This is a genomic window from Pseudomonas sp. MIACH (assembly GCF_001269925.1).
Lineage (GTDB): Bacteria > Pseudomonadota > Gammaproteobacteria > Pseudomonadales > Pseudomonadaceae > Aquipseudomonas.
In genome coordinates this window covers 123,265-148,785 of sequence record NZ_LHVO01000033.1, presented here as the reverse complement: position 1 = coordinate 148,785, position 25,521 = coordinate 123,265, and the positions used below count along the sequence as shown (strand labels likewise).

Here is a 25,521-nt window from a genome sequence, read left to right as displayed (position 1 = left end):
TTGAAAACCGTACTGATCGTTGACCCGTTCTCGACGGGCAAACTCTATGCCCGCCTGTTCAAAGCCCAGGGTGTGAAGTGCTATGCCGTGATCTCGACAGACGCCTTGCCCAAACACTTCACCGATGACCTGATCAGAGAAGACTTCGAAGACGTCTACCACTGGGAAGAGAGCCTGCTGGTCGACCTGGAAAGCCTGTCGTTGCACGCCGTGATCGCAGGCTGCGAAACCGCGATCTACCTGACCGATTACCTCACGAAAGTGCTGCGCATCAAGGGCAATAGCCACATCACCAGTGATTTGCGCCGTAACAAGTTCTCCATGCAACAAGCGCTCAAGCACCATGGGCTGGCGAACATTGAGTCACAACTGCTGAGTTCACAGAGTCATATTCGAAAGGTGGTCGATTCGCTGGAGGAAACAGCCACCTATGTCGTCAAACCGCTGAACTCAGCCGCCACCGAAGGCGTGGTGTTTGCCCGGGGTAGAGGCGAAGTTGAGACCGCCTTGAACAATGCGGCCTGGAAGCAGAAAAACGACCTGGGGGAAATCAACCTCGGGTTTATCGTGCAGCCATTCATTTCTGGCCCGGAGTATGTGGTGGATATGGTCGCTTTTGGCGGCGAATACATCATTGCTACGGTGTGCAAATACACCAAGATCGATAAAAACGGCAGCAAGTTTGTCTATGAAAGCCTGGATACCCTTGACCCCCAGTCGGCGGATCTGCGCCCGCTGATCGACTACGCCCGCCAGGCAGCAGCGGCCCTGGGCGTGCAGGTCGGACCGATTCATATGGAAATCATTTGGTCTGACGCTGGCCCCGTAATGATCGAGGCCGGCGGCCGACTGCACGGGGGGATTGCTCCCCTGCTGTTTCAACAGGTGTATCACCCCGACCTGCTGTCACTGTCGATTGATAGCTACCTGGACCAACCAAAACCCCAGGCCGATGCTGTCAGCCAGATCAGCCATGGCCGCATCGGGTTCTTTTGCTCCGACGAACGCCGCACGTTCGCCCCACCCTTGCCTCAGGTCATCCAAAGCGCGCAAGAGGACGAGGCCTATTGCGGCCATCGTTACTTCATCAGCGAAGGCGATACCACACCAATCACCGTCGACTTCGCTACCTGTCCGGGACTGTTCTGGCTGCAGCATCCTTCGGCGCAGCAACTGGACGTCAGTACCGCCAACCTGCGAAAAAAACTGTGGGGTTAAGGTTATGAAAAGTCGCTTGATCATCAGAAAGTCAGCCTGTGAGCTGGGCATCAATAATGCGTGCGCCGCCGTTATCGAAGACATCACCGTCTCGAATGACCAGAGCTTTGTCGGGGTGCTGCAAAGTAACCTGAACCACGTGGCCTCGCGCCTTAACGAGCTGGATTCGAATATCGTGTATGAGGGGTTTGCCAGGCAGCTCAAAAAGCTTGGCTATGAAAACACCGTCAGTGCCAACGAAAAGCTGCTGCGACGTTTCATCGCCAAAGGCGTCTATCCCATCAACAACATCGTCGACGCCTATAACGCCGTCGCGATCCGGCATGGGGTCAGCATCGGCGTGCACACCTATCATCAGAAGGACGACATCTACGTGATGCGCTCGGATAAGCCGAGGGTGCTACGCCCACTGTTCGCCAAGAAGGCCATCACGATTCCCGTTGGCGATATCGTCTATACCTGCGGTGATGTGCCGTTGGCGAGTATCGGCAAGGTTGACGCCGATGCCCATGACTTCCGGCTGACGAAGGACTCGTCAAGGCTGCTGGTGGTGATCCTGGGGCATGACGACACATCACTCCAATTCAACCAGGGGGTCATCGAGGAACTCGTGGATACGCTGCGTCAGAAAATGCCGAACCTGAGTCATCATTTTCTTGAAACCGTGCGCGATCAAGCCTGAAGCCAAGGCATAAAGCGGTGGCCGGCGCCTAGCGCCAGGCCTTCAGCACGGGGTTGACCACGACTTCCTTCACATGCTCGATCTTCAGCAGGGTTTCCTTGAAGACCATCAGTTCTTCAAAGCTCCTGTACCGAACGTCGAGCATCATGTCCACGTCACCAAACAGTGAGTAGGCATGCACCACCTGGCTGAACTGCTGGACCTTCGGAAACACCAGATGGCAATTGCTGCCATTGAGCGTCAGCATCAGGAACGCCGCTTGCAGGGTCTCATCGCCCTCGGCGACGTTGATGGTGAAGCCCAGAATGATGCCTTTTTCAATCAGCTTTTGAACGCGCGACTCCACTGCGGTTCGAGACTTGTGAACTTGCCGCGCCAATTGCGCCAGGCTGACCCGGGAGTCATCCTTCAAGGCTGCAATGATCAGTTCATCAATCTTGTCCACTCTGCCGCCCCCACACCGTTCTTTTCGATAGCAGACTTTCATTGCCGCTCACGCATGCCCTCGGCCCATCATGTCGCAGACTGTACGCCAGGCACGGGCTTTACGCCCAACCGACTGATCCACACCGCCCCCAGGATCACCAACCCACCCAAGGCCAGGCGGCCCAGCGGTTCGTGCTGGTTCCAGATCAGCAGGTTCAGCAACAACCCCACCGGCACATGCAGGTTGTTCATCACCGCCAGCGTGCCGCCACGCACCAGGCAGGCGCCCTTGTTCCACCAGTACATCCCCAGCGCGGTGCTGACCAGCCCGAGGAACACCAGCACGCCCCACTGCAGTGGCGCTTGCGGCAAGAAGTCGGCCTTGCCGAACAACAGGAACGCCGGCAGCACCACCAGCAACGCGCCGAGGTAGAAATAACCGAAGCGTCGGTAGTGCGGCTGGTTGCTCGGGTAGCGTGCCACCAAGTGCTTGTACATCACTTGCCCGGCGGCGTAGGTGAAGTTAGCCAGCTGCAGCAGCAGGAAGCCCATCAGGAAGTGCGGGGTGATCTGATCGAAGCGAATCACCGCTGCACCGGCGACTGCCACCAGCGCAGCAACCAGTGCCCAGGGGTTGAAGCGCCGGTTCAGGGCGTCTTCGATCAAGGTCACGTGCAACGGCGTGAGGACGGTGAACAGCAACACTTCCGGCACCGTGAGCACACGAAAGCTCAGGTACAGGCACACGTAGGTCACGCCAAACTGCAGCGCGCCGATCACCAACAGGCCGCGCATAAAGGCCGGTTCTACCGAACGCCAGCGGGTCAGCGGGATAAATACCAGCCCGGCCAGCACGACGCGTACCAGCACCGCGAAGTAACTGTCGACGTGACCGGCGAGGTATTCGCCGATCAAACTGAAGGAAAATGCCTGAATCAGGGTGACAACCAGTAAATAGCCCATGTGCGCCTCGCATCGAATGGGCGGGACATTAAAGCTTTTCGCTGTTTGAAGAAACTCGGGGCAAAAAAAACCCGACCTCGCTAAAGCGGCAGTCGGGCAGGAGCACTCAGGAGCAACAAGTGCAAAGGGAGGTTCGTTACGCGTACTTGAAGGGTTTGCGTGGCGCTAGATAAACACCGCGCGATTACCTGACGATTAAAGGATCAAGCGACCTGGGCCAACAGCGCTTTGGCGTGGTTGATGCCCTTTTCCTGGAAGTCGCCACTCAGGTTCACCCCTTCGGCATGAATGAACGTGACGTCGTGGATGCCGATAAAGGCCATGACCTGACGCAGGTAGGGTTCCTGGTGATCCGAAGTGGCGCCGGTGTGAATACCTCCCCGAGCAGTCAGCACGATGGCGCGCTTGCCGGTGAGCAAACCTTGCGGCCCGGTGGCGGTGTACTTGAAGGTGACGCCGGCCCGCAGCACGTGATCCAGCCAGGCTTTGAGGGTGCTGGGGATAGCAAAGTTGTACATCGGCGCCGCCATTACCAGCACGTCGGCAGCCAGCAATTCGTCGGTCAATTCATTGGAGCGGTCGAGCGAAACCTGTTCATCGTCATTACGTTGCTGCGCAGGCTTCATCCAGCCACCGAGCAGGTTGGCGTCGAGATGGGGGACCGGGTTGAGGGCCACGTCACGCACGGTGATCCGGTCTGCCGGGTGAGCGCCCTGCCATTGGCTGATGAACTGCTGGGTCAGTTGGCGGGAGATCGAGCCCTGCTGGCGAGCGCTGCTTTCGATGATCAGAACATTGGACATGGCTTCGTAGGCTCCATCTGTAAATGCTGTAAGGCGATGGAGAAAAGATTAACCAGGGCTCATTCGATAAAAAAGCGCAAAAAACTGCTACAACCCATCTAGAAATTTGTTGATAAGCGGAGTATTCCTGTGGGCATGCTCCGCTGCCGCGTTATTTTGGCGCGCAGGCCAACGCGATACGCATCTTGATAATGGCGCGGTTGAACTTGACCGTGGTGTTGGTGCTTTTGCCTGCTGGCACCGTAACCGTGCGGCGACGTGGCGATTCCGGGCCGTTGGTGAAGGTTACCGAACACACAGCGTCTTGGGTGCCGTAGTTATTCAGCTGAATCGAACTGATATCGCCGTCCACGTCAGAGGCGGTGTAATCGATGCTCACGCCATCGATCTTTTTAGTCACGTCGATGGGGTAGGCAAACGCGCTCATCGGCAGCAGCGCCAGCCACACACAACAGAATTTTCTCATTCGGCAGTCTCCAATAGGGACCGCCAGCTTAGGACAAGAGGAACACATCTTGAAAGCGCCCCGCGTTACCCTCGATCAATGGCGCACGCTGCAAGCCGTGGTCGACCATGGCGGCTTCGCCCAGGCGGCCGAAGCGCTGCACCGTTCACAGTCTTCGGTGAGCTACACCGTGGCCCGTATGCAGGACCAGCTTGGCGTTCCGCTGCTGCGCATCGATGGGCGCAAAGCAGTGCTCACCGATGCCGGTGAAGTGCTGTTGCGCCGCTCCCGGCAACTGGTGAAAAACGCCAGTCAACTGGAAGACCTCGCCCACCATATGGAACAGGGCTGGGAAGCCGAAGTACGCCTGGTGGTGGACGCCGCCTACCCCAACGCGCGCCTGGTCCGCGCGCTCACCGCGTTTATGCCGCAAAGCCGTGGTTGCCGCGTGCGCCTGCGTGAAGAGGTGCTGTCCGGCGTCGAAGAACTGTTGATGGAAGGCGTGGCCGACCTGGCGATCTGCGGCTTCAGCATCCCCGGCTACCTGGGCACCGAAATGAGCGACGTGGAGTTCATCGCCGTGGCCCACCCCGAGCACGCCTTGCACCGCATGAACCGCGAGTTGAGCTTCCAGGACCTGGAAAGCCAGATGCAGGTGGTGATCCGCGACTCCGGCCGCCAGCAACCCCGGGATGTAGGCTGGCTCGGCGCCGAACAACGCTGGACCGTCGGCAGCCTGGCCACCGCCGCCGCGTTTGTCGGCAGCGGCCTGGGCTTTGCCTGGCTGCCACGGCACATGATCGAGCGCGAACTCGCCGAGGGTGTGCTCAAGCAACTACCCTTGGAACAGGGTGGCAGCCGCCGCCCCACGTTCTATCTGTATTCAAACAAAGACAAACCCTTGGGACCAGCAACGCAGATCCTGGTGGAGCTGCTGCGCACCTTTGACACAGCCCCGCTGGACGCGCCGTTCGCGGCCCCCCAGCAAGCCTGAAACGGAGTTCATGCATGGCCTGGTTCGACCACGAAGGCTGCAGCCTGCACTATGAGGAATACGGCCACGGCACGCCGCTGATCCTGATCCACGGCCTGGGCTCCAGCAGCCAGGACTGGGAACTGCAGGTGCCGGTGCTGGCTCGCCACTACCGCCTGATCGTGGTGGATGTGCGCGGCCATGGACGCTCCGACAAACCTCGGGAGCGCTACAGCATCGAAGGGTTCACCTACGACCTGATTGCGCTGATCGACCACTTGGACCTGCCGGCCGCCCACGTGGTGGGCTTGTCCATGGGCGGCATGATCGCCTTCCAACTGGCGGTGGACGAACCCGACCGGGTCAAGAGCCTGTGCATCGTCAACAGCGCGCCGCAGGTGAAGGTGCGCAGTGCCGATGATTACTGGCAGTGGGCCAAGCGTTGGACCCTGGCCCGCACCCTCAGCCTGGCCACCATCGGCAAGGCCCTCGGTGACCGGCTGTTCCCCAAACCTGAGCAGGCCGACCTGCGCCGCAAGATGGCCGAACGCTGGGCAAAAAACGACAAACGTGCTTATCTCGCCAGCTTCGATGCGATTGTGGGCTGGGGCGTACAGGAACGACTTTCGAGAATTACCTGTCCAACCCTGGTCATCAGCGCCGACCACGACTACACCCCCGTGGCCCAGAAAGAAAACTATGTAAAACTGCTGCCCGATGCGCGGCTGGTGGTGATCAAGGATTCCCGCCATGCCACGCCCTTGGACCAACCCGAAGTCTTTAATACCACCCTGCTCGATTTTCTAGAGACAGTCGACACCACTCCCCAGGATCACTGACCCATGCTGAAAAAAATCGCCTTCTTTGCCGGTTCCGTTCTGTTCGCTGCCAACCTGATGGCGGCCGAACCCGCCAAGGCGCCACACGTATTGATCTCCACCACCAACGGCGACATTGAAATCGAACTGGACCCGGTCAAGGCGCCGATCAGTACCAAGAACTTCCTGGCCTATGTCGACAAGGGTTTCTACACCAACACGATTTTCCACCGTGTGATCCCTGGCTTCATGGTCCAGGGTGGCGGTTTTACCCAGTCGATGTCGCAAAAGCCGACCGAAGCGCCGATCAAGAACGAGGCCAAGAACGGCCTGCATAACGTGCGTGGCACCTTGTCCATGGCGCGTACCAATGACCCGGATTCGGCCACCAGCCAGTTCTTCATCAACGTCGCTGACAACGCCTTCCTCGATCCGGGCCGTGACCGTGGCTATGCCGTGTTCGCCAAAGTGGTCAAAGGCATGGATGTGGTCGACATCATCGTCAACTCCCAGACCACCACCAAACAAGGCATGCAGAACGTGCCAATCGATCCTGTCCTGATCAAGTCGGCCAAGCGCATCGACTGAGGTCTGCAGGTAGTTCCGCGCGCGGCCCACAAGGCTGCGCGCGCATTTGAAAGGAGAGCCCGCCAGGCGGGCGTCAACCCTAATGCTCTATCGTCGTTTTGAACAACTGATCGATATTTTCCGCGACGCCCCGAGCGCCGCCCCTCCCGACAAAGTCCTGCCCTTCTACCTTTACTACCTGCGCCAGGTGTGGCCGCACTTCGCCGCCCTGCTGGTCGTGGGACTGATCGGTGCGCTGATCGAAGTCGCGTTGTTCAGCTACCTGAGCCGTATCATCGACCTCGCCCAAGGCACGCCGCCCGCTGACTTCTTCCAGGTCCACAGCACCGAGCTGATCTGGATGGCGGTGGTCGCCCTGCTGCTGCGCCCGATCTTTGGCGCACTGCATGACCTGCTGGTGCACCAGACCATCAGCCCCGGCATGACCAGCCTGATCCGCTGGCAAAACCATAGCTACGTGCTCAAACAGAGCCTCAACTTCTTCCAGAATGACTTCGCCGGACGTATCGCCCAGCGCATCATGCAAACCGGCAACTCCCTGCGCGACTCGGCAGTGGCTGCGGTGGATGCAATCTGGCACGTGGCGATCTACGCCATCAGCTCCCTGGTGCTGTTTGCCGAGGCAGACTGGCGGCTGATGATCCCACTGGTCACCTGGATCATCTGCTACAGCCTGGCGCTGCGCTACTTCGTGCCACGGGTCAAGGAACGCTCGGTGATCTCCTCCGAGGCGCGTTCCAAACTGATGGGCCGGATCGTCGACGGCTACACCAACATCACCACGTTGAAGCTGTTTGCCCATACCCAGTCCGAGCAGGAGTACGCCAGGGAAGCGATCATCGAGCAGACCGAAAAGACCCAACTGGCCAGCCGCGTGGTGACCAGCATGGACGTGGTGATCACCACCATGAACGGCCTGTTGATCGTGACCACCACCGGCCTGGCGCTCTGGCTGTGGACGCAGTCGCTGATTTCCGTGGGCGCCATCGCCCTGGCCACCGGCCTGGTAATCCGCATCGTTAACATGTCCGGCTGGATCATGTGGGTGGTCAACGGCATCTTCGAAAACATCGGCATGGTGCAGGACGGCCTGAAAACCATCGCCCAGCCGCTGGCAGTGATCGACCGCGACAACGCCCCGCGCTTGAGCGTGCCCCACGGGGAAGTGCGCTTCGAGCAGGTGGATTTCCACTACGGCAAGAAGAGCGGGATCATTGGCGGCCTGAACCTGAACATCAAGGCCGGGGAAAAAATCGGCCTGATCGGCCCATCCGGCGCGGGCAAGTCGACCCTGGTCAACCTGCTGCTGCGCCTGTACGACCTGCAAGGCGGGCGCATCCTGATCGACGGCCAGAACATCGCCGAGGTGGCCCAGGAAACCCTGCGCGAACAGATCGGCATGATCACCCAGGACACCTCGCTGCTGCACCGTTCGATCCGCGACAACCTGCTGTACGGCAAGCCGGACGCCAGCGACGAAGAACTTTGGGCCGCCATCCACAAGGCGCGCGCCGATGAGTTCATCCCGCTGCTGTCGGACGCCGAAGGCCGCACCGGGCTGGATGCACATGTGGGTGAGCGCGGGGTGAAACTCTCGGGTGGGCAACGCCAACGTATCGCCATCGCGCGCGTACTGCTCAAGGACGCGCCGATCCTGATCATGGACGAAGCCACTTCGGCGCTGGACTCGGAAGTGGAAGCTGCGATCCAGGAAAGCCTGGAAACCCTGATGCGTGGCAAGACGGTGATTGCGATTGCGCACCGGTTGTCGACCATTGCGCGGATGGATCGCCTGGTGGTGCTGGAGAAAGGCCAGATTGCCGAGACGGGCAGCCATGCCGAACTGCTGGCCCATGGCGGGTTGTATGCACGGTTGTGGCAACACCAGACCGGAGGGTTTGTGGGCATCGACTGAAGCAAGCCCCCTCCCACATTTGGTGGCCTGGATTTGTGTAAAAACCGTGCTGTACTCAGTGCAGTGCCCAGACGGGCGTTGAAGTAAATCTGCAGGGAGCATTACTGATTTACTGATGGGTAGAGCGATCTATCAAGGACGTGTTGCATGTCTTTGTTCAAGCGTTCAGTCACAGAGGGGTTAGGTACGTTTTGGCTGGTGTTGGGCGGTTGCGGGAGTGCGGTGTTGGCCGCCGCGTTTCCCGCTGTCGGGATCGGATTGTTGGGCGTGGCCCTGGCGTTCGGGCTCACCGTGCTGACCATGGCGGTGGCTATCGGACATATCAGCGGTTGTCACCTCAACCCGGCGGTATCGGTGGGGCTGGTAGTGGGCGGAAGGTTTCCGGCCAGGGAGTTACCGGCGTACATCGTGGCCCAAGTCATCGGCGGGGTAGTCGCCGCCGCATTGTTGTACTTCATCGCCAGCGGCAAGCCGGGCTTTGAACTGGCCGGCGGGCTGGCCTCCAACGGCTATGGCGAGCATTCGCCGGGCGGCTATTCAATGGCAGCGGGGTTTGTCTGTGAACTGGTGATGACAGCCATGTTCGTGCTGATCATCCTCGGCGCCACCGACCACCGTGCCCCGAAGGGCCTCGCGCCCATCGCCATTGGCCTGGCCCTCACATTGATCCACCTGATCTCCATCCCCGTGACCAACACCTCGGTCAACCCGGCCCGCAGTACCGGCCCGGCACTGATCGTGGGCGGGTGGGCGATCCAGCAATTGTGGATGTTCTGGCTCGCGCCGATCCTCGGTGCGGTGGCGGGCGGTGTTGTCTATCGATGGCTGGGCAAGGAGGAGCCGGCCTGAGGCAAAGGGTCAGCCCTGCCGGTAAGGCAGGGCTGCCCTCGCCTCTTCGGCATACGCCACAATCCCCACCCGCTCGCGCTCGAGGAAATCCTCCACGGCATTCTTCAACCCGGGATGGCGCAGGTAGTGCCACGACCGGGTGATCACCGGTTCAAACCCGCGAATCAATTTGTGCTCACCCTGGGCGCCGGCGTCGAAGCGTTGCAGGCCGTGGGCGATGGCGTAATCCATGCCCTGGTAGAAGCAGGTTTCGAAATGCAGCCGGTCAAACTCCGCCAGGCAACCCCAGTAACGGCCGTAGAAGCTGTCGCCCCCGATCAGGCTGAAAGCCATGGCCACCGGGCGTGTGCCTTGCTTGGCCAGCACCACACGGATTGCCTCGGGCATGCGTTCGGCGAGCAGGCTGAAAAATTCGCGGGTCAGGTAGGGTGTCTGGCGGCGGACCGCGTAGGTATTGGCGTAGCAGGCGTAGACAAAATCCCACTGCGCCTCGCTCAACTCGTGGCCTTGCAACCACTGGAAGTCGATGCCCTGCCCCGCCACCTGTTCGCGCTCCTTACGCATCTGTTTGCGCTTGCGGGAACTGAGGGCGTCGAGGAAATCCTGGAAGTCACGGTAGCCGCGATTCTGCCAGTGAAACTGACAACCCAGGCGCTGCAACCAACCCGGTTGTTGGGCTAACGCCTCATCGGCCAAGCCGTCGGTGAAGTTGACATGGGCGCTGGAGAGCCCTTCGATTTCCAGGTAGCCCGGCAGGCTCTTCAGCAGTTCGAAACCATCGGCGGCGCTGGCCGCCAACAGGCGCGGACCGCTGACCGGGCTGAATGGCACCGCTGTCAGCAGCTTGGGGTAGTAGTCGATACCTGCGCGCTCACAGGCATCGGCCCAACCATGATCGAACACGTACTCGCCGTAGGAATGCCACTTGCGATAACTGGGCAGTGCTGCCACCAGTCGCTCGCCCTCCCAGTGCAATAAATGCTCCGCTTGCCAGCCCGAATGCGGTCCGACGCTCGCGCTGTCTTCCAACGCGCTCAGGAAGGCATGCCGCACGAACGGTTGGGCCTGCGGCACCAGGGCATCCCAGGTCTGCGGGGCTATTTCGGACAGGCTCAGCAGGCGTTGCAGCGGCATCGGCATCCTCACTACTTCAGGGCTTGAAAGCCTCGCGAGTATCGCTTATCGCCGGTCCGGGCACACCCCCAAATCGCCCGACAAGGCTCTAAATCAATAGTTCCATTCTTAAATAATTTGTCATGTAGATGACATCACTTAGCCACTGCGGCGTCATAAACGATCGTGATACTGACGCCTGTTTTTAGAGCGCCTGGTTCTAGCAGGTGGTTATTTTTCCGTCCGTCATCGGTCGGTTGTGTCCTGGATGGTTTGCCATCCCTCCTCACTTTCGGAGATTGATATGCGTCTTGCTTCCACTAAAACTGCGGCGGCCCTTTGCGGCGGCCTGTTACTGGCCCTGAGCGTTCCGGCCAGCGCTGCAGTCGACGCTAAATTGCTCGACATGCTCAAGGCCAACGGCCAGATCACCGCTTCGCAGTACACCGAACTGCAAAACGAGTTGGCCAAAGACCAGAAAGAACAGCAGATCGCACGGCAAGCTCAACAAGAGACCAACGAACAGATCGCGGCCACCGCGAAGAAAACCAATGAACTGAGCAGCTTCGACCAGAAGCTGGCCTGGGCGGCCAAGACTCAGTTCAAGGGTGATGTGCGCATGCGCCACGAGACCATCAAGGTCGAAGGCGAAAATGGCGTTACCCGCGCCGGCGTCACCGGTCGTGACAAGGATCGCGAACGCATCCGTGCGCGCCTCGGCGCCTACACCGAAATCAACCCACAGGTGGACACCGGTATTCGTATCGCCACCGGCGGCGGCAGCGACGCGCGCTCCACCAACCAGGACCTGGACGGCTACTTCGATAAAAAATCGATCTGGCTGGACCTCGGCTACATCGACTACCACCCCGACCAGATCAAAAACCTGCACATCATTGGCGGTAAAATGCTGCAGCCATGGGTCAACATGGGCGATGTGATCTGGGATAGCGACATCAACCCGGAAGGCCTGGCAGTCACCTACAAGTACCCACTGGGCGGCAGCGCCGAGCTGTTCGGCAGCCTGGGTAACTACAACCTCAAGGACAACGTGGACGGTGACGGCGTGCAGTACCGCCACGACCTGCGCCTGACCACCGGCCAGTTGGGGACCCGTTTCTCGCTGACCGACAACCTGAAAATGACCCTGGGCGGCAGCGTCTACGCCTACCAGAACGATGAAGACAGCCGTGCCTCCGGTACCAGCACCCCGAACGTGCTGGCCACCAACGGCAACACCCCTAACGGCGAGTTCCGCCTGTATGAAGGCTTCGGTCAAGTCGATATCGGCGGCCTGGCGGTTCCCCTGTCGTTCTACGGCCAGTACGTGAAAAACAACGACGCTGTCGACGATGCGGACACGGCCTGGTTGTTGGGTGCCAAATCCAAGGTGTTCGGTTTCAACCTGGACTACAACTATCGCGACGTGCAGAAAAACGCCGTGGTGGGTGCCTTCACGGATTCGGACTTCGGTGGCGGCTTCACCGGTTCCCGTGGTCACAAGTTCAAGGTTGGCTATGACATCGACAAGAACTTCGCCGTCGGCGCCACCTACTTCCTGACCAAGACCGACACCTACAGCCGCACGCTCGTGGACGGTAGCGCCAAAGCCAACACCTTCCAGCTGGATGCAGAAGCCAAGTTCTAAAGAGACGTGTTCAAAACCTCGGGCAAGGACGCCCGAGGTGGCTGCAACAGTCTCGCCTGGGTGGATCGATCCCCATCATCCGTCCGATCCATCCACGCGAGCCTGCTTATTCCCCGCCTTTCTGATCCTTGAGCCGCTCGGCAACCAGTCGCTGCGCCAAGGCATCCACATCCTTTACCGGGTCGTCCGGCAAAATCCGCAACGTCGCCTGCATCAGGCGCATCTGGCGGATAAACCGTCGGCAGTTCGGGCAGAACATCAAGTGATGACGCACCAGCAGACGCTCGCGAAAGGTCAATTGCCCATCGAGATAGTCACTGGAACGTGCCACTTGTTCTTTACAGGTCAACATTCGCCCGTTTCCTCAAAATGCTCCACCGTGGCGAAGACTTTAAGCCGTGCTCGATGCAACAGCACTCGGACATTGGAGAGAGAGAGCGTCAGAAGATTACAGATCTCCTCCAGCTCCAGACCCTGGCGTTCACGCAGCACCAGCACACTGCTTTGCAGTTCAGACAGACTCAGCAGCGTATGTTCCAGGCAGTTGCGCAGCTCATCCTCGGTCAGCAGGGCTTCCGGCGTGTCCTGATGCCAGGCATACGGGGCGACGGCCCAGTGGCCATCATCGGGGGTGAAACGGTCATCGCCGATGGTGCCGTGGGGCGAAGGCAAATCGTCGAGCAGCACTTCCCGACGATTCTGTTTGTAGCGCCCCTTGGCGGCGTTGGCAGTGATGGTCAGCAGCCAGGTCTTGAGGCTGGAACGCCCTTCGAATTTGGCCAGGTTGCGCACCACCGACAGCCAGGCGTCCTGCACCACTTCGTCGGCATGGCGCTGGCCAGCGATGGCATACGCCACCGCCCGCATTGCGCTTTGATACGTGGTGACCAGTTCCTTGTAGGCCCGTTGCTCGCCCTTGAGCAGTCGCTCAAGCAGGTGCGCGTCGTCCGCTGCTGCCATTCAAGACCTCGATTGTCTTAACGCTTGCGCAGGATCACGCTACCGATCGAATAGCCTGCGCCAAACGAACTGAGTACCGCGACGGCGCCCTTGGGCAAATCGTCCTGGTAGGTGTGGAACGCAATCACCGAACCTGCCGAGCTGGTGTTGGCGTAAGTATCGAGGATCACCGGTGCTTCTTCTACCGTGGCTTCGCGGCCCAGCAGCTTCTTCACAATCAGGTGGTTCATGCTCAGGTTGGCCTGGTGCAGCCAGAAACGCTTCACATCGGCCACGTTCAACTGGTTCTCTTCCAGGTGCACGCCGATCAGCTCGGCGACCATCGGGCACACGTCGCGAAAGACCTTGCGGCCTTCCTGCACGAACAGCTTGTCGGGCGCACCGATGCCCTCTTCCGCAGCGCGGTTGAGGAAGCCGAAGTTGTTGCGGATGTTATTGGAGAACTTGGTCAGCAGCTTGGTGCTCACCACGTCGAACTGATGCTCGGAGGTCGCCAGGTCGGCGCGTTCGAGGATCACGGCAGTGGCGGCGTCACCGAAGATAAAGTGACTGTCGCGGTCGCGGAAGTTCAAGTGGCCGGTACAGACTTCCGGGTTGACCATCAGGATCGCCCGGGCCTGGCCCAGCTGGATGCTGTTGGCGGCATTCTGGATGCCGAAGGTCGCCGAGGAACACGCCACGTTCATGTCGAAACCGAAGCCTGCGATGCCCAGGGCTTCCTGGACTTCGATGGCGATGGCCGGGTAGGCACGTTGCAGGTTGGAACAGGCGACGATCACACCGTCGATGTCGGCGGCGGTCTTGCCGGCGCGCTGCAGGGCCTGTTCGGCGGCGCCGATGGCCATCTGGCAGAGTACCGACCACTCGTCGTTGCTGCGTTCCGGCAGGCGTGGGGCCATGCGCTGCGGGTCCAGGATGCCTTGTTTGTCCATCACGAAGCGGCTCTTGATGCCCGACGCCTTTTCGATGAACGCGGCGCTCGACTCCGTCAGCGCCTGCACCTCACCGCGCTCGATGGCGGCGGCGTTATCGCTGTTGAACTGTTGCACGTAGGCGTTGAAAGACTGCACCAGTTCTTCGTTGGTGATGCTGTTGGCAGGGGTGTAAAGGCCAGTGCCGCTGATGACGACGTTATGCACGATCGTTCCTCTAAATCTGTCAGGCAGATGATATTGGTACCGTCGTACCAAACCGTAAGTAGTTTTATTCCGCCCAGCGGACATCAAACTGGCAACGCTTTATTCCATCGCGCCGCAGACTTTTGCGACGATCCCGGCATTTATAGCGGCGAAGTTTGCCACAAACCCAGGGATTTGGCGCCATATGCCACTGTTCAAAGCTCACTGATTACTAATGTGGGAGGGGGCTTGCCCCCGATAGCGGTGTACCAGACACAGGTTCTGTCACTGACACATCGCTATCGGGGGCAAGCCCCCTCCCACATTTTGACCTGTCTGGTCTGGATAACCGAGAAAGGGATCAGGCCTCGACCAGGCTCCACTGCTTGCTCAATCGCTTATCGGAAATCGGCACCTTGGTGCCCAACTGCTGGGCAAACAACGACACCCGATATTCCTCCAACCACCAGCGATAGAGCTCCAACTGCGGATCGCGCTTGCCTTCCTGGGCGTGCTTGTTCAGGCGGTTCTGATACTGCGCCCACAGCCCGCCCAGCTCGCTGCTCCACACTCGATCCTTTTGCACCTGGCTTGGCAGTTTCTCCAGGCGCAATTCGATGGCCTTGAGAAAGCGCGGCAATTCCTTGAACCACTGCGCTGGGGTTTCGCGCACAAAACCTTGGTACACCAGGTTGCTCAGTTGCTGCTTGATGTCGTTCAGGGCCACGGCCTGGGCCAGGTCGATCTTGCCTTTGAAGCGCTTTTGCAGGCCGTGCCAGAGTTTCAGCACCTCCAGGGTCTGGCGCGCCAGGCGTTCGGCGTGTTCGGTCCAGCTGCCACGCTTGCGTTCAGCCAGCGCCGCTAAACCGGCACCGTCACGCGGCAGACTGGCTTCGCCTTCCAGCACGCAGGTGTCGAGGCTGGCCAGCAGGATGTCTTCCACCAGTGCATCGATACGCCCCAGTTCGCGGTACATCAGGCCCAGTTCAGTGAGGCCGGGTAATTTGCCGCGCAGGAATTTGGCCGGTTCGGCCAATTGCTGCATCAGCAGGCGCTGCAACGCACGGCGGTGCTGGAACTCAGCCTCGGCGGCGGTGGAAAAACGTCCCTCTTTCACAGTGCCGTTTTCTTCCACCAGCGCCGGGTAAACCGTCATCGACAGCCCGGCGATCTTCTGCTGGGTTTTCTCAGCCACCGCCGCAAATACCTTGGCCTCCACCGGCTGCTGGCTTTTCGCGGTTTGCGGCACGGCCAACGCGGCCTGGCTGGCTTCGGCAAACCGCGCAGTCAACTCGGCCAGGTCGCGGCCTTCGCCGAGGAACTTGCCCTGGCCGTCGACCACTTCCAGGTTCATCTTCAGATGGTTTTCCACCTGTTGCGCGGCTTCGGCCCAGGCCTCATCGCTGACCCGCGCCCCGGTCATGCGCAGCAACTCGCGCCCCAATGCCTGGGGCAGCGAGCCCTGGGCAAACTCGATACGCTGCAGCGCGGCCTTGACGAAGTCCGGCACCGGCACGAAATTCTTGCGCAGGGCCTTGGGCAGGTTGCGCACCAGGGCGATGCATTTGGCTTCGATCACCCCCGGCACCAGCCATTCCAGGCGCTCCGGCGGCAGGGCCGGCAACAGCGGCGCGGGTACACGAAGGGTCACGCCATCGCGCGGGTGGTTGGGTTCGAAGTGGTAACTCAGGGCCAGCTCCAGATCGCCCAGGTGCAGGGTGTCCGGGTAGTGTGCGGCGGTGACCTCGCTGGCCTCGCGGGCCAGTACGTCTTCCTCGCGCATGATCAGCAACTGCGGATCTTTCTGGCTGTTGACCTTGTACCAGCTGTCAAAGGTGGCGGTCTGGTGGATCTCTGCCGGTAACCGTGCATCGTAGAAGGCGTACAGGGTCTCCTCGTCGGCCAGGATGTCGCGGCGGCGCGCCTTGGCTTCCAGCTCGTCGAGCTGCTCCAGCAGTTGCTGGTTGGCCGTCAGGCACTTGGCGCGGGACTGGATCTCGCCACGCACCAGGCCTTCGCGAATAAACAACTCACGCGACACCACCGGGTCAATCGGCCCGTAATGCACCGGCCGGCGCCCGACCACGATCAGCCCGAACAGGGTGATCTGCTCAAACGCCACCACCTGGCCGCGCTTCTTCTCCCAATGCGGTTCGAAGTGGTTTTTCTTGATCAGATGCCCGGCCAGCGGCTCGATCCAGTCCGCGTCGATCTTGGCCACCATGCGCGCGTACAGCTTGGTGGTTTCCACCAGTTCGGCGGTCATCAGCCATTGCGGGCGTTTCTTGCCGATCCCCGAGGACGGGTGAATCCAGAAGCGTCGCTGACGCGCGCCGAGGTAATCGCCGTCCTCGGTCTTCTGGCCGATCTGGCTGAGCAGGCCCGATAGCACGGCCTTGTGCAATTTCGGGAAGTCCGCCGGCTCCTTGTTGATCGTGAGCTGCATATCGCGACAGATCAGGCTCAACTGGCGATGGGAGTCGCGCCACTCGCGCAGGCGCAGGTAGTTGAGGAAGTTCTTGCGGCACCAGTTACGCAACGGGCTGGCGGTCAGTTCCTGGCGCTGTTCTTCAAAGCCGCGCCACAGGTTGACCAAGCCGGCGAAATCCGAGTCCGGGTCCTTCCACTGTGCGTGGGCCTGGTCGGCGGCCTGTTGGCGCTCCGGTGGGCGCTCGCGCGGGTCCTGGATCGACATGGCGCTGGCAACGATCAGCACTTCCTGCAAGCTGCCGAGCTTGGCGGCTTCCAGCAACATGCGCCCCATGCGCGGGTCCACCGGCAGACGCGCCAACTGGCGGCCCAGGGGAGTCAGTTGGCTGTTGCGGTCTACCGCCGAGAGTTCCTGCAGCAGGTTGAACCCGTCGCTGATGGCCTTGCCATCAGGCGGTTCGATAAACGGGAAGTCGGTGATTTCGCCGAGGCGCAGGTGCAGCATCTGCAGGATGACGGCGGCGAGGTTGGTGCGCAGGATTTCCGGATCGGTAAATTCCGGGCGCCCGATAAAGTCTTCTTCGCTGTACAGGCGAATGCAGATCCCCGGCTCAACCCGGCCACAACGGCCTTTACGCTGGTTGGCACTGGCCTGGGAAATCGCTTCGATCGGCAGGCGCTGCACCTTGGCGCGATAACTGTAGCGGCTGATGCGTGCGGTGCCGCTGTCGATCACATAGCGGATACCCGGCACAGTCAGCGAGGTTTCCGCGACGTTGGTCGCCAGTACCACGCGACGGCCCGGGTGAGATTGGAAAATCCGCTGCTGCTCGGCCGGCGACAGGCGTGCATACAGTGGCAGGATCTCGGTGTGCTTGAGCTGGGCCTTGCGCAGCATCTCGGCCGCGTCGCGAATCTCGCGCTCACCGGGCAGAAACACCAGTACATCGCCGGGGCTGCGCCGTTCGCTGCGCTCATAAGCGGCGATTTCATCGAGGGTGGCGAGGATCGCCTGGTCGACGGTCAAGTCGTCCTCGACGCGGTTGCCCTCCTCGTCCTGCTCCAGGGTCAGCGGGCGGTACCAGGTATCCACCGGGAACGTGCGGCCCGAGACTTCGACAATCGGTGCATCGTCGAAGTGCTTGGAAAAACGCTCCAGGTCGATGGTCGCCGAGGTGATGATGACTTTCAGGTCGGGGCGACGCGGCAGCAGGGTCTTCAGGTAACCGAGCAGGAAGTCGATGTTCAGGCTGCGTTCGTGGGCTTCGTCGACGATGATCGTGTCGTAGCGTTCCAGATAGCGGTCATTCTGGGTTTCCGCCAGCAGGATACCGTCAGTCATCAGCTTGATCAGGGTGTTGGAATCGCTTTGGTCCTCGAAGCGCACCTGATAGCCGACCAACGCGCCCAGGGGCGTGGCCAACTCTTCGGCGACGCGGCTGGCAACACTGCGCGCCGCAATCCGGCGCGGCTGGGTATGACCGATCAGGCCGTATTGGCCGCGACCGATTTCCAGGCAGATCTTCGGCAACTGGGTGGTCTTACCCGAGCCAGTCTCACCGGCAATGATCAGCACCTGATGCTTGAGCAGCGCCTCCTTGATCTCATCGCGCTTGGCGGCGATCGGCAGGCTGTCGTCGTAACGAATCACCGGCAGGCTGGCGCGCCGCGCCGTGACCTGGGCACAGGACGCCTGCATGCGCGTGACCCACTGCGCCAACTTTTCCTCGTCGGGCTTCTTGCGCAGCTCAAGCAACTGGCGCCGCAAGCGGTGGCGGTCGGCGAGCATGGCGTGGTCGAGGTTTTTCAGCAGTTGGTCGAGAGCGGGCGCTTGGTCAGTCATCAGGTACGCAAAGGTCTTTTAGTGAGGCAGGTAAGCCTGCGGTGACGAAATCGTAGGCGGCAATTGTCGCAGATTTCAGTCCCTGCGAACGAGGCAACCCGTTTGATCACCGGAAAACCCCTGGATTCTCGGTGCAACGGTCGGTTTGAAGACGCCTGGAATACCCCCACCTCACAGGCCACCTCCACTTTTCACACGAAACTCACCGAAGCAACTGAATGGCTGCCCATGAGTCGCCGCAGTCTACTGTGCCGGCGTGCAATACGCGTTGTTGGTATCCACTGAACACTCAACTCATCCTGGAAAACCCTCATGCCCATCTCACCGACTTCATCCCTGCCCATCACCACCTGGGAAGCCCACACCACCAGCACGTACGGCGACATCCCGCGTGCTTCCACGCCGGTGTCTTACACCGAGCTGGACCCCGCGCTGGAGCGCCGCTCTCGTGTGACTCAGGACTACTTCAATGAGGTAGACCGATATGCCGAAGATACGCATCCGGACTCGGTCAGGCTGCTTGAAGCACGACTGCCTCACTCCTTGCCTCCGACCTACTGGCAGGCCATGGGCAAAGACAGCCCCCTGCCTGAGCATGTCGAGGACGGCGGGCTGCCACCCATCAACGAACAGGCTGTGGGTGCCTATGAATACCCTGACGAGGAGGGGCTGATGTTTGATCCAGCGCTTTCCGGCAGAGCACTGGCGCAAGCCTTGAAGCATGTGCGGCGTCTCGACGACCTGCTCAAGAACACCGAACAACTGGGCACGCTGTTGCGCGCGCGTGATGGGCAGGGTGGAACGTCTATTGATGTAAATACAGTCACCTCACTGGGCCAGAAAATAGATAGCCTCAGGTCTGACTGGGCCAGTGGCCAGTTTGCAGGCAGTTCCCGAGGGCTCAGCCATTTGGCCAATAACTTCGTACCCGTTTATCGAGCACAGCGGGAAACCGACTTGAAAGACTCGATCGCAGAACTGTGGACCGTCGCGAAAAAGGATTACCGAGAAGAATATCTAACCGACCGGAATGCAGATCAGACCCTGGTAGAGATTCTATTCATGGTCGAAGGCTTGAAAAAAGCTGAGATTTAAAGCCGGCCCACACGGCACGATTTTTTATCGACGCACATGACTAACGCCAAAACGAGAGCGGCCACCCTATGCAAACAAGCCTTGTAAGTCACCGTTACGTGCCAATCCCTGTCCACACCGCCCCCCTGCCAGAGCCCAATGAAATACCCAGGAAAAACAAACTTTCAAAAGCCTTCGCCAACATCAAAAAAGCCTTCAAACACCCGAAGCACAGCGAACCCATCGCCCCTTTTCTGTTCGCCAATGCCCAACCTGCGCCGCTCGAAGCGGGCCCTGCACCGACCATCATCCTGCCCTCACCTACACCGCTCTTGCCACTGGATGACGCAATCCAGGGCATTGACCGTCAGCTCGCCAGCATGCGCATGGCGAGGACTGACCACGTGATTGCGACATACGACCGCAAACTCGCAGCTTTTTATGGGAAGAGCATTGATGACACACAAGAAAACGCCGCTTCGATACAGGAGATTCAAACCTGGATCAAGGAACGCAACACCTATGCGTCTTTCAGGAATCTCTATGCACAGGGAAAGGTCCCCCACCCAACACACAACCTTCACGGTCCCGCAAACGAACGCGCGCAAAAGCACATAAACCGTCTCGACGACACAGCGTCAGCGCTCAACGACGCCATGTCCTCCATCCTGCAGAAAAGCGCAGGACGAGTACCCACTGCCGAGCTGGAAAACAGCTACCTCAGCGCCCACAAGGCACTGGGTGAACACCGCAACGCCTGGCTCACCGGCGAACTGGATGAAAGCTCGAAAACCAGCCTGAAAGTCCTCGCACTGACTGACCGCCTTAAGTCACGTGGCATACCTGTACCGAACTCGTCAGCCATGCAGTCCAGTCAACTCAGAAAGCAACTTGAACAGAACGTAACGAATGAGAGGCTCAAGTTCGATCATCAGCCAACGCTGTTTACCGCCGACAGCGCTGCCGCTCAGGATGCCTGGAGTTCTGACCCCTTCTACAAATTGGATAGCAGCTCCCCTCCCGCCGCAACAGGCGCACAGTTCAGCATCACCCACTCTCCCATCACTACCAAGGTGAGCAAAAATCAGGCAGAGCGTATTCAACGCCATGTGGCCGCGCTGGAAAAAGAGATCGCGCAGATCGATGGACGACTGGAAGGTCTTGCCAACGGCCGCCCAGATCCATTGCAACCGGAACAACTGCAATTCATCAGGAACGCCATCAGCCAATTGCGCAATAGCTGGGCGGCGGGCGAACTGACGCTCAGCAGCAGCATTGGGAAGGTGTTGAACGGAAACATCCACGACCTGCGGCGCAGGGAATTGGAACAGGCAGTCATCCTGGCAAAAGCGCTCGACTCAACGGCCACTGAGCCGGTAGCCATCAATCCTGCGCTCGACGGTTCAGCGTTGGCGATGACCCAAAGCAACGTGAAGCGATACGACGAAGCACTCGCTGAATTCGATTGCGCCCTATATAAGGCTCAACACTCCGGGATAGAAGGCGTGAGCCTGTCACGAAACGCCTTTGAAGGCCGCGAAGCCGTGATGAAACTGCGCAACGCCTGGGCCAACGGTGAGTTTGTCGACAGTGCCCCAGGCTCCAACCCAACAGATCCATCAGTCGATAAGCGACACAGGGAACTTGAGCGCCAAGTGCAACAAAAAGCGCGGATCAAGCTTCAGGTTGAACTGCACGAACCACCTGTAGGTGTCACTGCCAGGGAGGTATTGAGAAGAGCCAAATTCGCCAGAAAGATCAAGATGATGAGGGACCTTAACCATGACCTGACCAGCGCCTACCTGAAAGCTGCGGACCCTGCATTCACATCCCCAGCCACCAGCCAGGCCACTCTCGCACGCGTAAACTGACCCACGACTATGCGTCATCCAGCGTTTTGCGCCGATACGGGAAGACATCAATAACCTTACCGGCGCGAATCGCCTCCTGCAGGCCCTTCCAATAATCAGCGTTGTACAACTCGCCATGCAGCTCAGCGAAAAGCCTGCGCTGGCCGGCATCGGCAAACAGGAACGGCGGAAACTCTTCCGGGAACACATCCAGTGGGCCGATGGAGTACCAGGGCTCGGACGCCATTTCATCCTCGGGCGTGCGCGGCGCGGGGATATGGCGAAAGTTGGCCTCGGTGAGAAAACAGATTTCGTCGTAGTCATAGAACACCACACGGCCATGGCGGGTGACGCCGAAGTTCTTCAGCAGCATGTCGCCGGGGAAGATATTCGCCGCCGCCAGTTGCTTGATCGCCAGGCCGTAGTCTTCCAGGGCTTCGCGCACCTGGGCGGGGTTGGCGTTTTCCAGGTAGAGGTTGAGCGGGGTCATGCGCCGTTCGGTCCAGCAGTGGCGAATCAGCACGGTTTCACCTTCCACTTCGACGGTGCCGGCCGCGACTTCAAGCAATTCAGCCAGGCACTCCGGCTCGAACTTGCTCAGGGGGAAACGGAAGTCGGCGAACTCCTGGGTATCGGCCATGCGCCCCACGCGGTCGACGCTTTTGACCAGGCGATACTTCTCGATCACCGTGGCGCGATTGACGTTTTTCGACGGTGAAAAACGGTCCTTGATGATCTTGAACACGGTGTTGAAACCCGGCAGCGTGAACACGCTCATGACCATGCCACGCACGCCGGGGGCCATGATGAATTGATCGTCAGTGGTGGCCAGGTGGTTGATCAGCGCACGGTAGAACTCCGATTTGCCGTGCTTGTAAAAGCCGATGGACGTGTACAACTCAGCAATATGCTTGCCTGGCAGGATGCGTTTGAGAAAGCCGATGAATTCCGCCGGCACCGGCACGTCGACCATGAAGTAGGAACGGGTGAACGAAAAGATGATCGACACCTCGGCTTCATCGGTGATCAGCGCATCGACCTGGATGCCCTGCCCTTCGCGGTGCAGCAAAGGGATCACCAGGGGCCATTGTTCGTCGCGGGTGAAGATGCGCCCTACGAGATAGGCGCCTTTATTGCGGTAGAGCACCGAAGAAAACAGCTCGACCTTGAGGTCCGGGTCCTTGCACACCCAGTCCGGCAGGTTTTCGCGCAGTTGTACTTCGAGGCGGCGCAGGTCGGCAGGCAGGTCGGCGTAGGGCTCGCTGAAACCATAGTCTGCAAAAATCTGCGTGAGCATCTCGGGAATCTGGCCGACAGGCGCATAGGTACGGGTTTGTGCCGCCCGCGCCCGGCGCAGGCTTGGCCGAGTGGTGTGGATAAACATGCAGCCGTCGCTGATCAGGTCATGGCTGAACAGGCCGCAGAAGATCGAGTTGTACCAGGTCTCGGACAACTCATCGTCGAAACGCAGGTCGATCAGGCCGATGTAGGCGCTTTTCACCAAGGGCCAAAGGTCGATATCCAGCAGATCAGCCTCATCGAAACGGGAGCGCAGGCCCCTGATCACCTCGACGACCTTCTCTTCATACAGATTGATCCGCGCCGCCGACGCCGCCTGGCCCTGCTGCCACTGGGCCTTTTCGAAGCGCTCGCGAGCGCCATCGGTGATCTGGCGGAAGTGCTCTCGGTAATCGTCGAAGCCGTCGAGGATCGTGCGGGCAATAGCGACGGCAGGCGTGGATTGCGACATGCGGGAAACCTCGAACGGGCATCTGGAAGCCCTGAGCTTAGCCAGTGTACGAAGGCAGGAGAAGGGTCATTTTTTGCACTGCGTTGTACAACTTTGTTCATTCCGTACATTTATTTTCAATTTTTTAATTCGACCATACGGTCAATAAACGCACCAAAAAGTCGCACCGTGTTTGATCTACACGCCTTTAGTACCGTGGCCTGGGACATAGAAGCGCGAAAGCTGCCAGCCAGCACGGGCACGCACGCTCCGCGGGGCTTTGCATCCAGCTAAGGGAAACCCCGATTACTACCTTGATGGCACTTTGATATACAGCGCGCCCTCTCCCACCCTAACAAGGTCCGAAGACCGATCCGGGAGCAGGTTCTAATCGCCCAAGGAGCATTGAGATGTCATTGAGGAATATGGGGATCGGTCTGCGTGCCAGTCTGAGTTTTGGGGTTTTGGCCAGCTTGCTGGTGATTGTGGGAATGTTTGGCCTGGGCCAGATGGCCAAGCTGCGCGAAAGCGCGTTGGTCATTGAACAGTCATGGATGCCGAGCATCGAGAATATCCACGACAGTGCGGCCTTGGTGGCCACTGTCCGCCTGGAATCCCTGCGCCTGGTGAGCACCGACGAATCTCGCGTGCGTGACACCAGCAGAGGCCTGATCACCCGCACCAGCAGCGAACTGCAAGCCCTGCTCGATCGTCATGAAACCTTGCTGAGCAATGACGAAGAGCGCGAACTGCTGAAAACGCTCAAGGCCAATGTCGCGACGTACTTGGCCATCGTCGGGCAGATGGTCGCTTTGGTGGACAAGGATCAACAGCAAGACGCGCTCGACCTGCTCGTCAGCCGCCTCGCCCCCCAGGGCACGATCCTGAGTCAGAGCCTGGAAAACCTGATCGTCTTTAACCAGAACGGCGTCGAAGCGGCGGCAGATTCGGCCGCGCAGATGTATTCGAGCGCACAGTGGATTGTCGGCCTGATTATCGCCGTCGCACTGATCGCCACCTTGCTGCTGGCCTGGCTGCTGACCCGCAGCATCACCACCCCCATCGGCCAGGCCCTGCGTGTAGCGCGCACCATCGCCAGCGGCGACTTGAGCCAGCCGATTGTCGTCAGTGGCACTGATGAGCCGGCCCAATTGCTCAGCGCCCTGGCCACCATGCAGACGCAGTTGCAGACCACCATCCGGGGTATCAGCGAATCGGCGCAGCAACTGGCTTCCGCCGCCGAAGAGATGAGCTCGGTGATGGAACAGAGCACCCGTGGCCTGCAGGCGCAGAACGATGAAATCGAACAGGCTGCCACCGCCGTGACCGAGATGAGCGCAGCGGTGGACGAAGTGGCGGGCAATGCGGTGTCCAGCGCCGAGGCGTCCCAGGCCTCCGATGAAGACAGCAAGCACGGTCACTACCAGATCAGCGAAACCATCAGCTCGATCCAGAACCTGGTGGACGAAGTGCTCGGCGCCTCGAATAAGGCCGAAGGCTTGGCCGTGCAAGCGCAGGACATCAGCAAGGTGCTGGAAGTGATCCGTGGCATTGCCGGGCAAACCAACCTGCTGGCGCTCAATGCGGCGATTGAAGCCGCCCGCGCCGGTGAAGCCGGGCGTGGTTTTGCGGTGGTGGCCGACGAGGTGCGTTCGCTCGCGCAACGCACCCAGGACTCCACCGAAGAAATCGAGCAAATGATCACCGGCATCCAGCAAGGCACCCAGGATACGGTCACCGCCTTGAACAGCAGCGCCGAGCACGCCGGCCAGACCCTGCAACGGGCCAACAGCGCCGGCACTGCCCTGGAGAAAATCACCGCCGCCATCTCGCAGATCAGCCAACGCAACCTGGTGATCGCCAGCGCCGCCGAACAGCAGGCATTGGTGGCGCGGGAAGTCGATCGCAGCCTGGTGAATATCCGTGACCTGTCCACCCAGACCGCCGCAGGCGCCACCCAGACCTCAGCCGCCAGCCAGGAGTTGTCGCGCCTGGCGGTGGACCTCAACGGTTTGGTGACGCGGTTTGTCGTGTAATCATTGAGAGTGTCATGCAACACTCGCCGCCTTATCGATG

At 59.9% G+C, this 25,521-nt stretch carries 21 protein-coding genes; 11 read left to right on the top strand and 10 right to left on the bottom strand.

Features of this window, described 5'->3' with window-relative positions; all coding sequences use genetic code 11:
* Positions 1-1,218, top strand: a complete 1,218-nt coding sequence (locus AD670_RS13810; protein ID WP_053133016.1) for an ATP-grasp domain-containing protein — start codon at positions 1-3, stop codon at positions 1,216-1,218.
* A 4-nt stretch (positions 1,219-1,222) separates the two neighbouring features.
* Positions 1,223-1,900 carry a phenylalanine--tRNA ligase beta subunit-related protein gene (locus AD670_RS13805; protein WP_053133012.1) on the top strand — a complete coding sequence of 226 codons (678 nt, stop codon included), beginning with the start codon at positions 1,223-1,225 and terminating at the stop codon, positions 1,898-1,900.
* A gap of 28 nt (positions 1,901-1,928) precedes the next feature.
* Here the strand turns inward: AD670_RS13805 and AD670_RS13800 are convergent, their stop codons facing one another.
* The 4 genes from AD670_RS13800 to AD670_RS13785 all read right to left on the bottom strand — a co-directional run bounded on the left by AD670_RS13800 (position 1,929) and on the right by AD670_RS13785 (position 4,558).
* Entirely contained in the window at positions 1,929-2,345 is a 417-nt protein-coding gene (locus AD670_RS13800) for an Lrp/AsnC family transcriptional regulator (protein WP_053133009.1), read from the bottom strand.
* 68 nt (positions 2,346-2,413) lie between these two features.
* Positions 2,414-3,289 (bottom strand): carboxylate/amino acid/amine transporter, encoded by an 876-nt coding sequence (locus AD670_RS13795; RefSeq protein ID WP_053133006.1) that lies wholly within the window; start codon positions 3,287-3,289, stop codon positions 2,414-2,416.
* Positions 3,290-3,492: 203 nt separating this feature from the next.
* Complete coding sequence (locus AD670_RS13790; protein ID WP_053133003.1) at positions 3,493-4,092, bottom strand: FMN-dependent NADH-azoreductase; 600 nt, start codon at positions 4,090-4,092, stop codon at positions 3,493-3,495.
* Positions 4,093-4,243: 151 nt separating this feature from the next.
* The gene (locus AD670_RS13785; RefSeq protein WP_053133001.1) at positions 4,244-4,558 is read right to left on the bottom strand and encodes a hypothetical protein; all 315 of its coding nucleotides are present in this window, start codon (positions 4,556-4,558) and stop codon (positions 4,244-4,246) included.
* Positions 4,559-4,607: 49 nt separating this feature from the next.
* Here AD670_RS13785 and AD670_RS13780 point away from each other — a divergent pair, with 49 nt between their 5' ends.
* The 5 genes from AD670_RS13780 to aqpZ all read left to right on the top strand — a co-directional run bounded on the left by AD670_RS13780 (position 4,608) and on the right by aqpZ (position 9,680).
* Positions 4,608-5,531 (top strand): LysR family transcriptional regulator, encoded by a 924-nt coding sequence (locus tag AD670_RS13780; RefSeq protein ID WP_053132998.1) that lies wholly within the window; start codon positions 4,608-4,610, stop codon positions 5,529-5,531.
* 14 nt (positions 5,532-5,545) lie between these two features.
* Complete coding sequence (locus AD670_RS13775) at positions 5,546-6,349, top strand: alpha/beta fold hydrolase (protein WP_053132996.1); 804 nt, start codon at positions 5,546-5,548, stop codon at positions 6,347-6,349.
* A gap of 3 nt (positions 6,350-6,352) precedes the next feature.
* A complete protein-coding gene (locus AD670_RS13770) occupies positions 6,353-6,916 on the top strand; it encodes a peptidylprolyl isomerase (RefSeq protein ID WP_053132994.1) in 564 nt (187 codons plus the stop codon).
* Positions 6,917-6,998: 82 nt separating this feature from the next.
* Complete coding sequence (locus AD670_RS13765) at positions 6,999-8,831, top strand: ABC transporter ATP-binding protein (protein WP_053132992.1); 1,833 nt, start codon at positions 6,999-7,001, stop codon at positions 8,829-8,831.
* Between the two features lie 147 nt (positions 8,832-8,978).
* Positions 8,979-9,680 (top strand): aquaporin Z, encoded by a 702-nt coding sequence (aqpZ, locus tag AD670_RS13760; RefSeq protein WP_053132989.1) that lies wholly within the window; start codon positions 8,979-8,981, stop codon positions 9,678-9,680.
* A 9-nt stretch (positions 9,681-9,689) separates the two neighbouring features.
* Here aqpZ and AD670_RS13755 read toward each other — a convergent pair whose 3' ends face one another.
* Positions 9,690-10,814 carry a GNAT family N-acetyltransferase gene (locus AD670_RS13755; protein ID WP_053132986.1) on the bottom strand — a complete coding sequence of 375 codons (1,125 nt, stop codon included), beginning with the start codon at positions 10,812-10,814 and terminating at the stop codon, positions 9,690-9,692.
* 283 nt (positions 10,815-11,097) lie between these two features.
* Here AD670_RS13755 and AD670_RS13750 point away from each other — a divergent pair, with 283 nt between their 5' ends.
* Positions 11,098-12,441 carry a putative porin gene (locus AD670_RS13750; RefSeq protein ID WP_053132983.1) on the top strand — a complete coding sequence of 448 codons (1,344 nt, stop codon included), beginning with the start codon at positions 11,098-11,100 and terminating at the stop codon, positions 12,439-12,441.
* Positions 12,442-12,547: 106 nt separating this feature from the next.
* On the opposite strand, the gene AD670_RS13745 is transcribed toward AD670_RS13750, so the two are convergent.
* From AD670_RS13745 to hrpA, 4 genes are all read right to left on the bottom strand, one after another.
* Positions 12,548-12,793 carry an anti-sigma factor gene (locus tag AD670_RS13745; protein ID WP_053132980.1) on the bottom strand — a complete coding sequence of 82 codons (246 nt, stop codon included), beginning with the start codon at positions 12,791-12,793 and terminating at the stop codon, positions 12,548-12,550.
* Positions 12,787-13,401, bottom strand: a complete 615-nt coding sequence (locus AD670_RS13740) for an RNA polymerase sigma factor (RefSeq protein WP_053132977.1) — start codon at positions 13,399-13,401, stop codon at positions 12,787-12,789. The genes AD670_RS13745 and AD670_RS13740 overlap by 7 nt, the downstream gene beginning before the upstream one ends.
* 17 nt (positions 13,402-13,418) lie before the next feature.
* On the bottom strand, positions 13,419-14,540 hold the full coding sequence (locus AD670_RS13735) for a beta-ketoacyl-ACP synthase III (protein WP_053132974.1): 1,122 nt from the start codon (positions 14,538-14,540) through the stop codon (positions 13,419-13,421).
* A gap of 340 nt (positions 14,541-14,880) precedes the next feature.
* On the bottom strand, positions 14,881-18,792 hold the full coding sequence (gene hrpA, locus AD670_RS13730) for an ATP-dependent RNA helicase HrpA (protein WP_053132971.1): 3,912 nt from the start codon (positions 18,790-18,792) through the stop codon (positions 14,881-14,883).
* Between the two features lie 312 nt (positions 18,793-19,104).
* On the opposite strand from hrpA, the gene AD670_RS13725 reads away from it, so the two are divergent.
* Positions 19,105-19,887, top strand: a complete 783-nt coding sequence (locus AD670_RS13725; RefSeq protein ID WP_053132968.1) for a hypothetical protein — start codon at positions 19,105-19,107, stop codon at positions 19,885-19,887.
* Between the two features lie 68 nt (positions 19,888-19,955).
* Complete coding sequence (locus AD670_RS13720) at positions 19,956-21,737, top strand: hypothetical protein (protein WP_053132966.1); 1,782 nt, start codon at positions 19,956-19,958, stop codon at positions 21,735-21,737.
* Between the two features lie 7 nt (positions 21,738-21,744).
* On the opposite strand, the gene aceK is transcribed toward AD670_RS13720, so the two are convergent.
* Positions 21,745-23,466 carry a bifunctional isocitrate dehydrogenase kinase/phosphatase gene (gene aceK, locus AD670_RS13715; protein WP_053132963.1) on the bottom strand — a complete coding sequence of 574 codons (1,722 nt, stop codon included), beginning with the start codon at positions 23,464-23,466 and terminating at the stop codon, positions 21,745-21,747.
* A 389-nt stretch (positions 23,467-23,855) separates the two neighbouring features.
* Here aceK and AD670_RS13710 point away from each other — a divergent pair, with 389 nt between their 5' ends.
* A complete protein-coding gene (locus tag AD670_RS13710; protein ID WP_053132960.1) occupies positions 23,856-25,481 on the top strand; it encodes a methyl-accepting chemotaxis protein in 1,626 nt (541 codons plus the stop codon).
* Positions 25,482-25,521: the final 40 nt, after the last annotated feature.

What these genes read in the sequence shown, in the direction of transcription:
- AD670_RS13805 (WP_053133012.1), top strand. Translation starts at nt 1,223, where the DNA reads ATGAAAAGTCGCTTGATCATCAGAAAGTCAGCCTGTGAGCTGGGCATC.
- AD670_RS13795 (WP_053133006.1), bottom strand. Translation starts at nt 3,289, where the DNA reads ATGGGCTATTTACTGGTTGTCACCCTGATTCAGGCATTTTCCTTCAGT.
- AD670_RS13790 (WP_053133003.1), bottom strand. Translation starts at nt 4,092, where the DNA reads ATGTCCAATGTTCTGATCATCGAAAGCAGCGCTCGCCAGCAGGGCTCG.
- AD670_RS13785 (WP_053133001.1), bottom strand. Translation starts at nt 4,558, where the DNA reads ATGAGAAAATTCTGTTGTGTGTGGCTGGCGCTGCTGCCGATGAGCGCG.
- AD670_RS13775 (WP_053132996.1), top strand. Translation starts at nt 5,546, where the DNA reads ATGGCCTGGTTCGACCACGAAGGCTGCAGCCTGCACTATGAGGAATAC.
- AD670_RS13770 (WP_053132994.1), top strand. Translation starts at nt 6,353, where the DNA reads ATGCTGAAAAAAATCGCCTTCTTTGCCGGTTCCGTTCTGTTCGCTGCC.
- AD670_RS13765 (WP_053132992.1), top strand. Translation starts at nt 6,999, where the DNA reads ATGCTCTATCGTCGTTTTGAACAACTGATCGATATTTTCCGCGACGCC.
- aqpZ (WP_053132989.1), top strand. Translation starts at nt 8,979, where the DNA reads ATGTCTTTGTTCAAGCGTTCAGTCACAGAGGGGTTAGGTACGTTTTGG.
- AD670_RS13755 (WP_053132986.1), bottom strand. Translation starts at nt 10,814, where the DNA reads ATGCCGCTGCAACGCCTGCTGAGCCTGTCCGAAATAGCCCCGCAGACC.
- AD670_RS13750 (WP_053132983.1), top strand. Translation starts at nt 11,098, where the DNA reads ATGCGTCTTGCTTCCACTAAAACTGCGGCGGCCCTTTGCGGCGGCCTG.
- AD670_RS13745 (WP_053132980.1), bottom strand. Translation starts at nt 12,793, where the DNA reads ATGTTGACCTGTAAAGAACAAGTGGCACGTTCCAGTGACTATCTCGAT.
- AD670_RS13740 (WP_053132977.1), bottom strand. Translation starts at nt 13,401, where the DNA reads ATGGCAGCAGCGGACGACGCGCACCTGCTTGAGCGACTGCTCAAGGGC.
- hrpA (WP_053132971.1), bottom strand. Translation starts at nt 18,792, where the DNA reads ATGACTGACCAAGCGCCCGCTCTCGACCAACTGCTGAAAAACCTCGAC.
- AD670_RS13725 (WP_053132968.1), top strand. Translation starts at nt 19,105, where the DNA reads ATGCCCATCTCACCGACTTCATCCCTGCCCATCACCACCTGGGAAGCC.
- AD670_RS13720 (WP_053132966.1), top strand. Translation starts at nt 19,956, where the DNA reads ATGCAAACAAGCCTTGTAAGTCACCGTTACGTGCCAATCCCTGTCCAC.
- aceK (WP_053132963.1), bottom strand. Translation starts at nt 23,466, where the DNA reads ATGTCGCAATCCACGCCTGCCGTCGCTATTGCCCGCACGATCCTCGAC.
- AD670_RS13710 (WP_053132960.1), top strand. Translation starts at nt 23,856, where the DNA reads ATGTCATTGAGGAATATGGGGATCGGTCTGCGTGCCAGTCTGAGTTTT.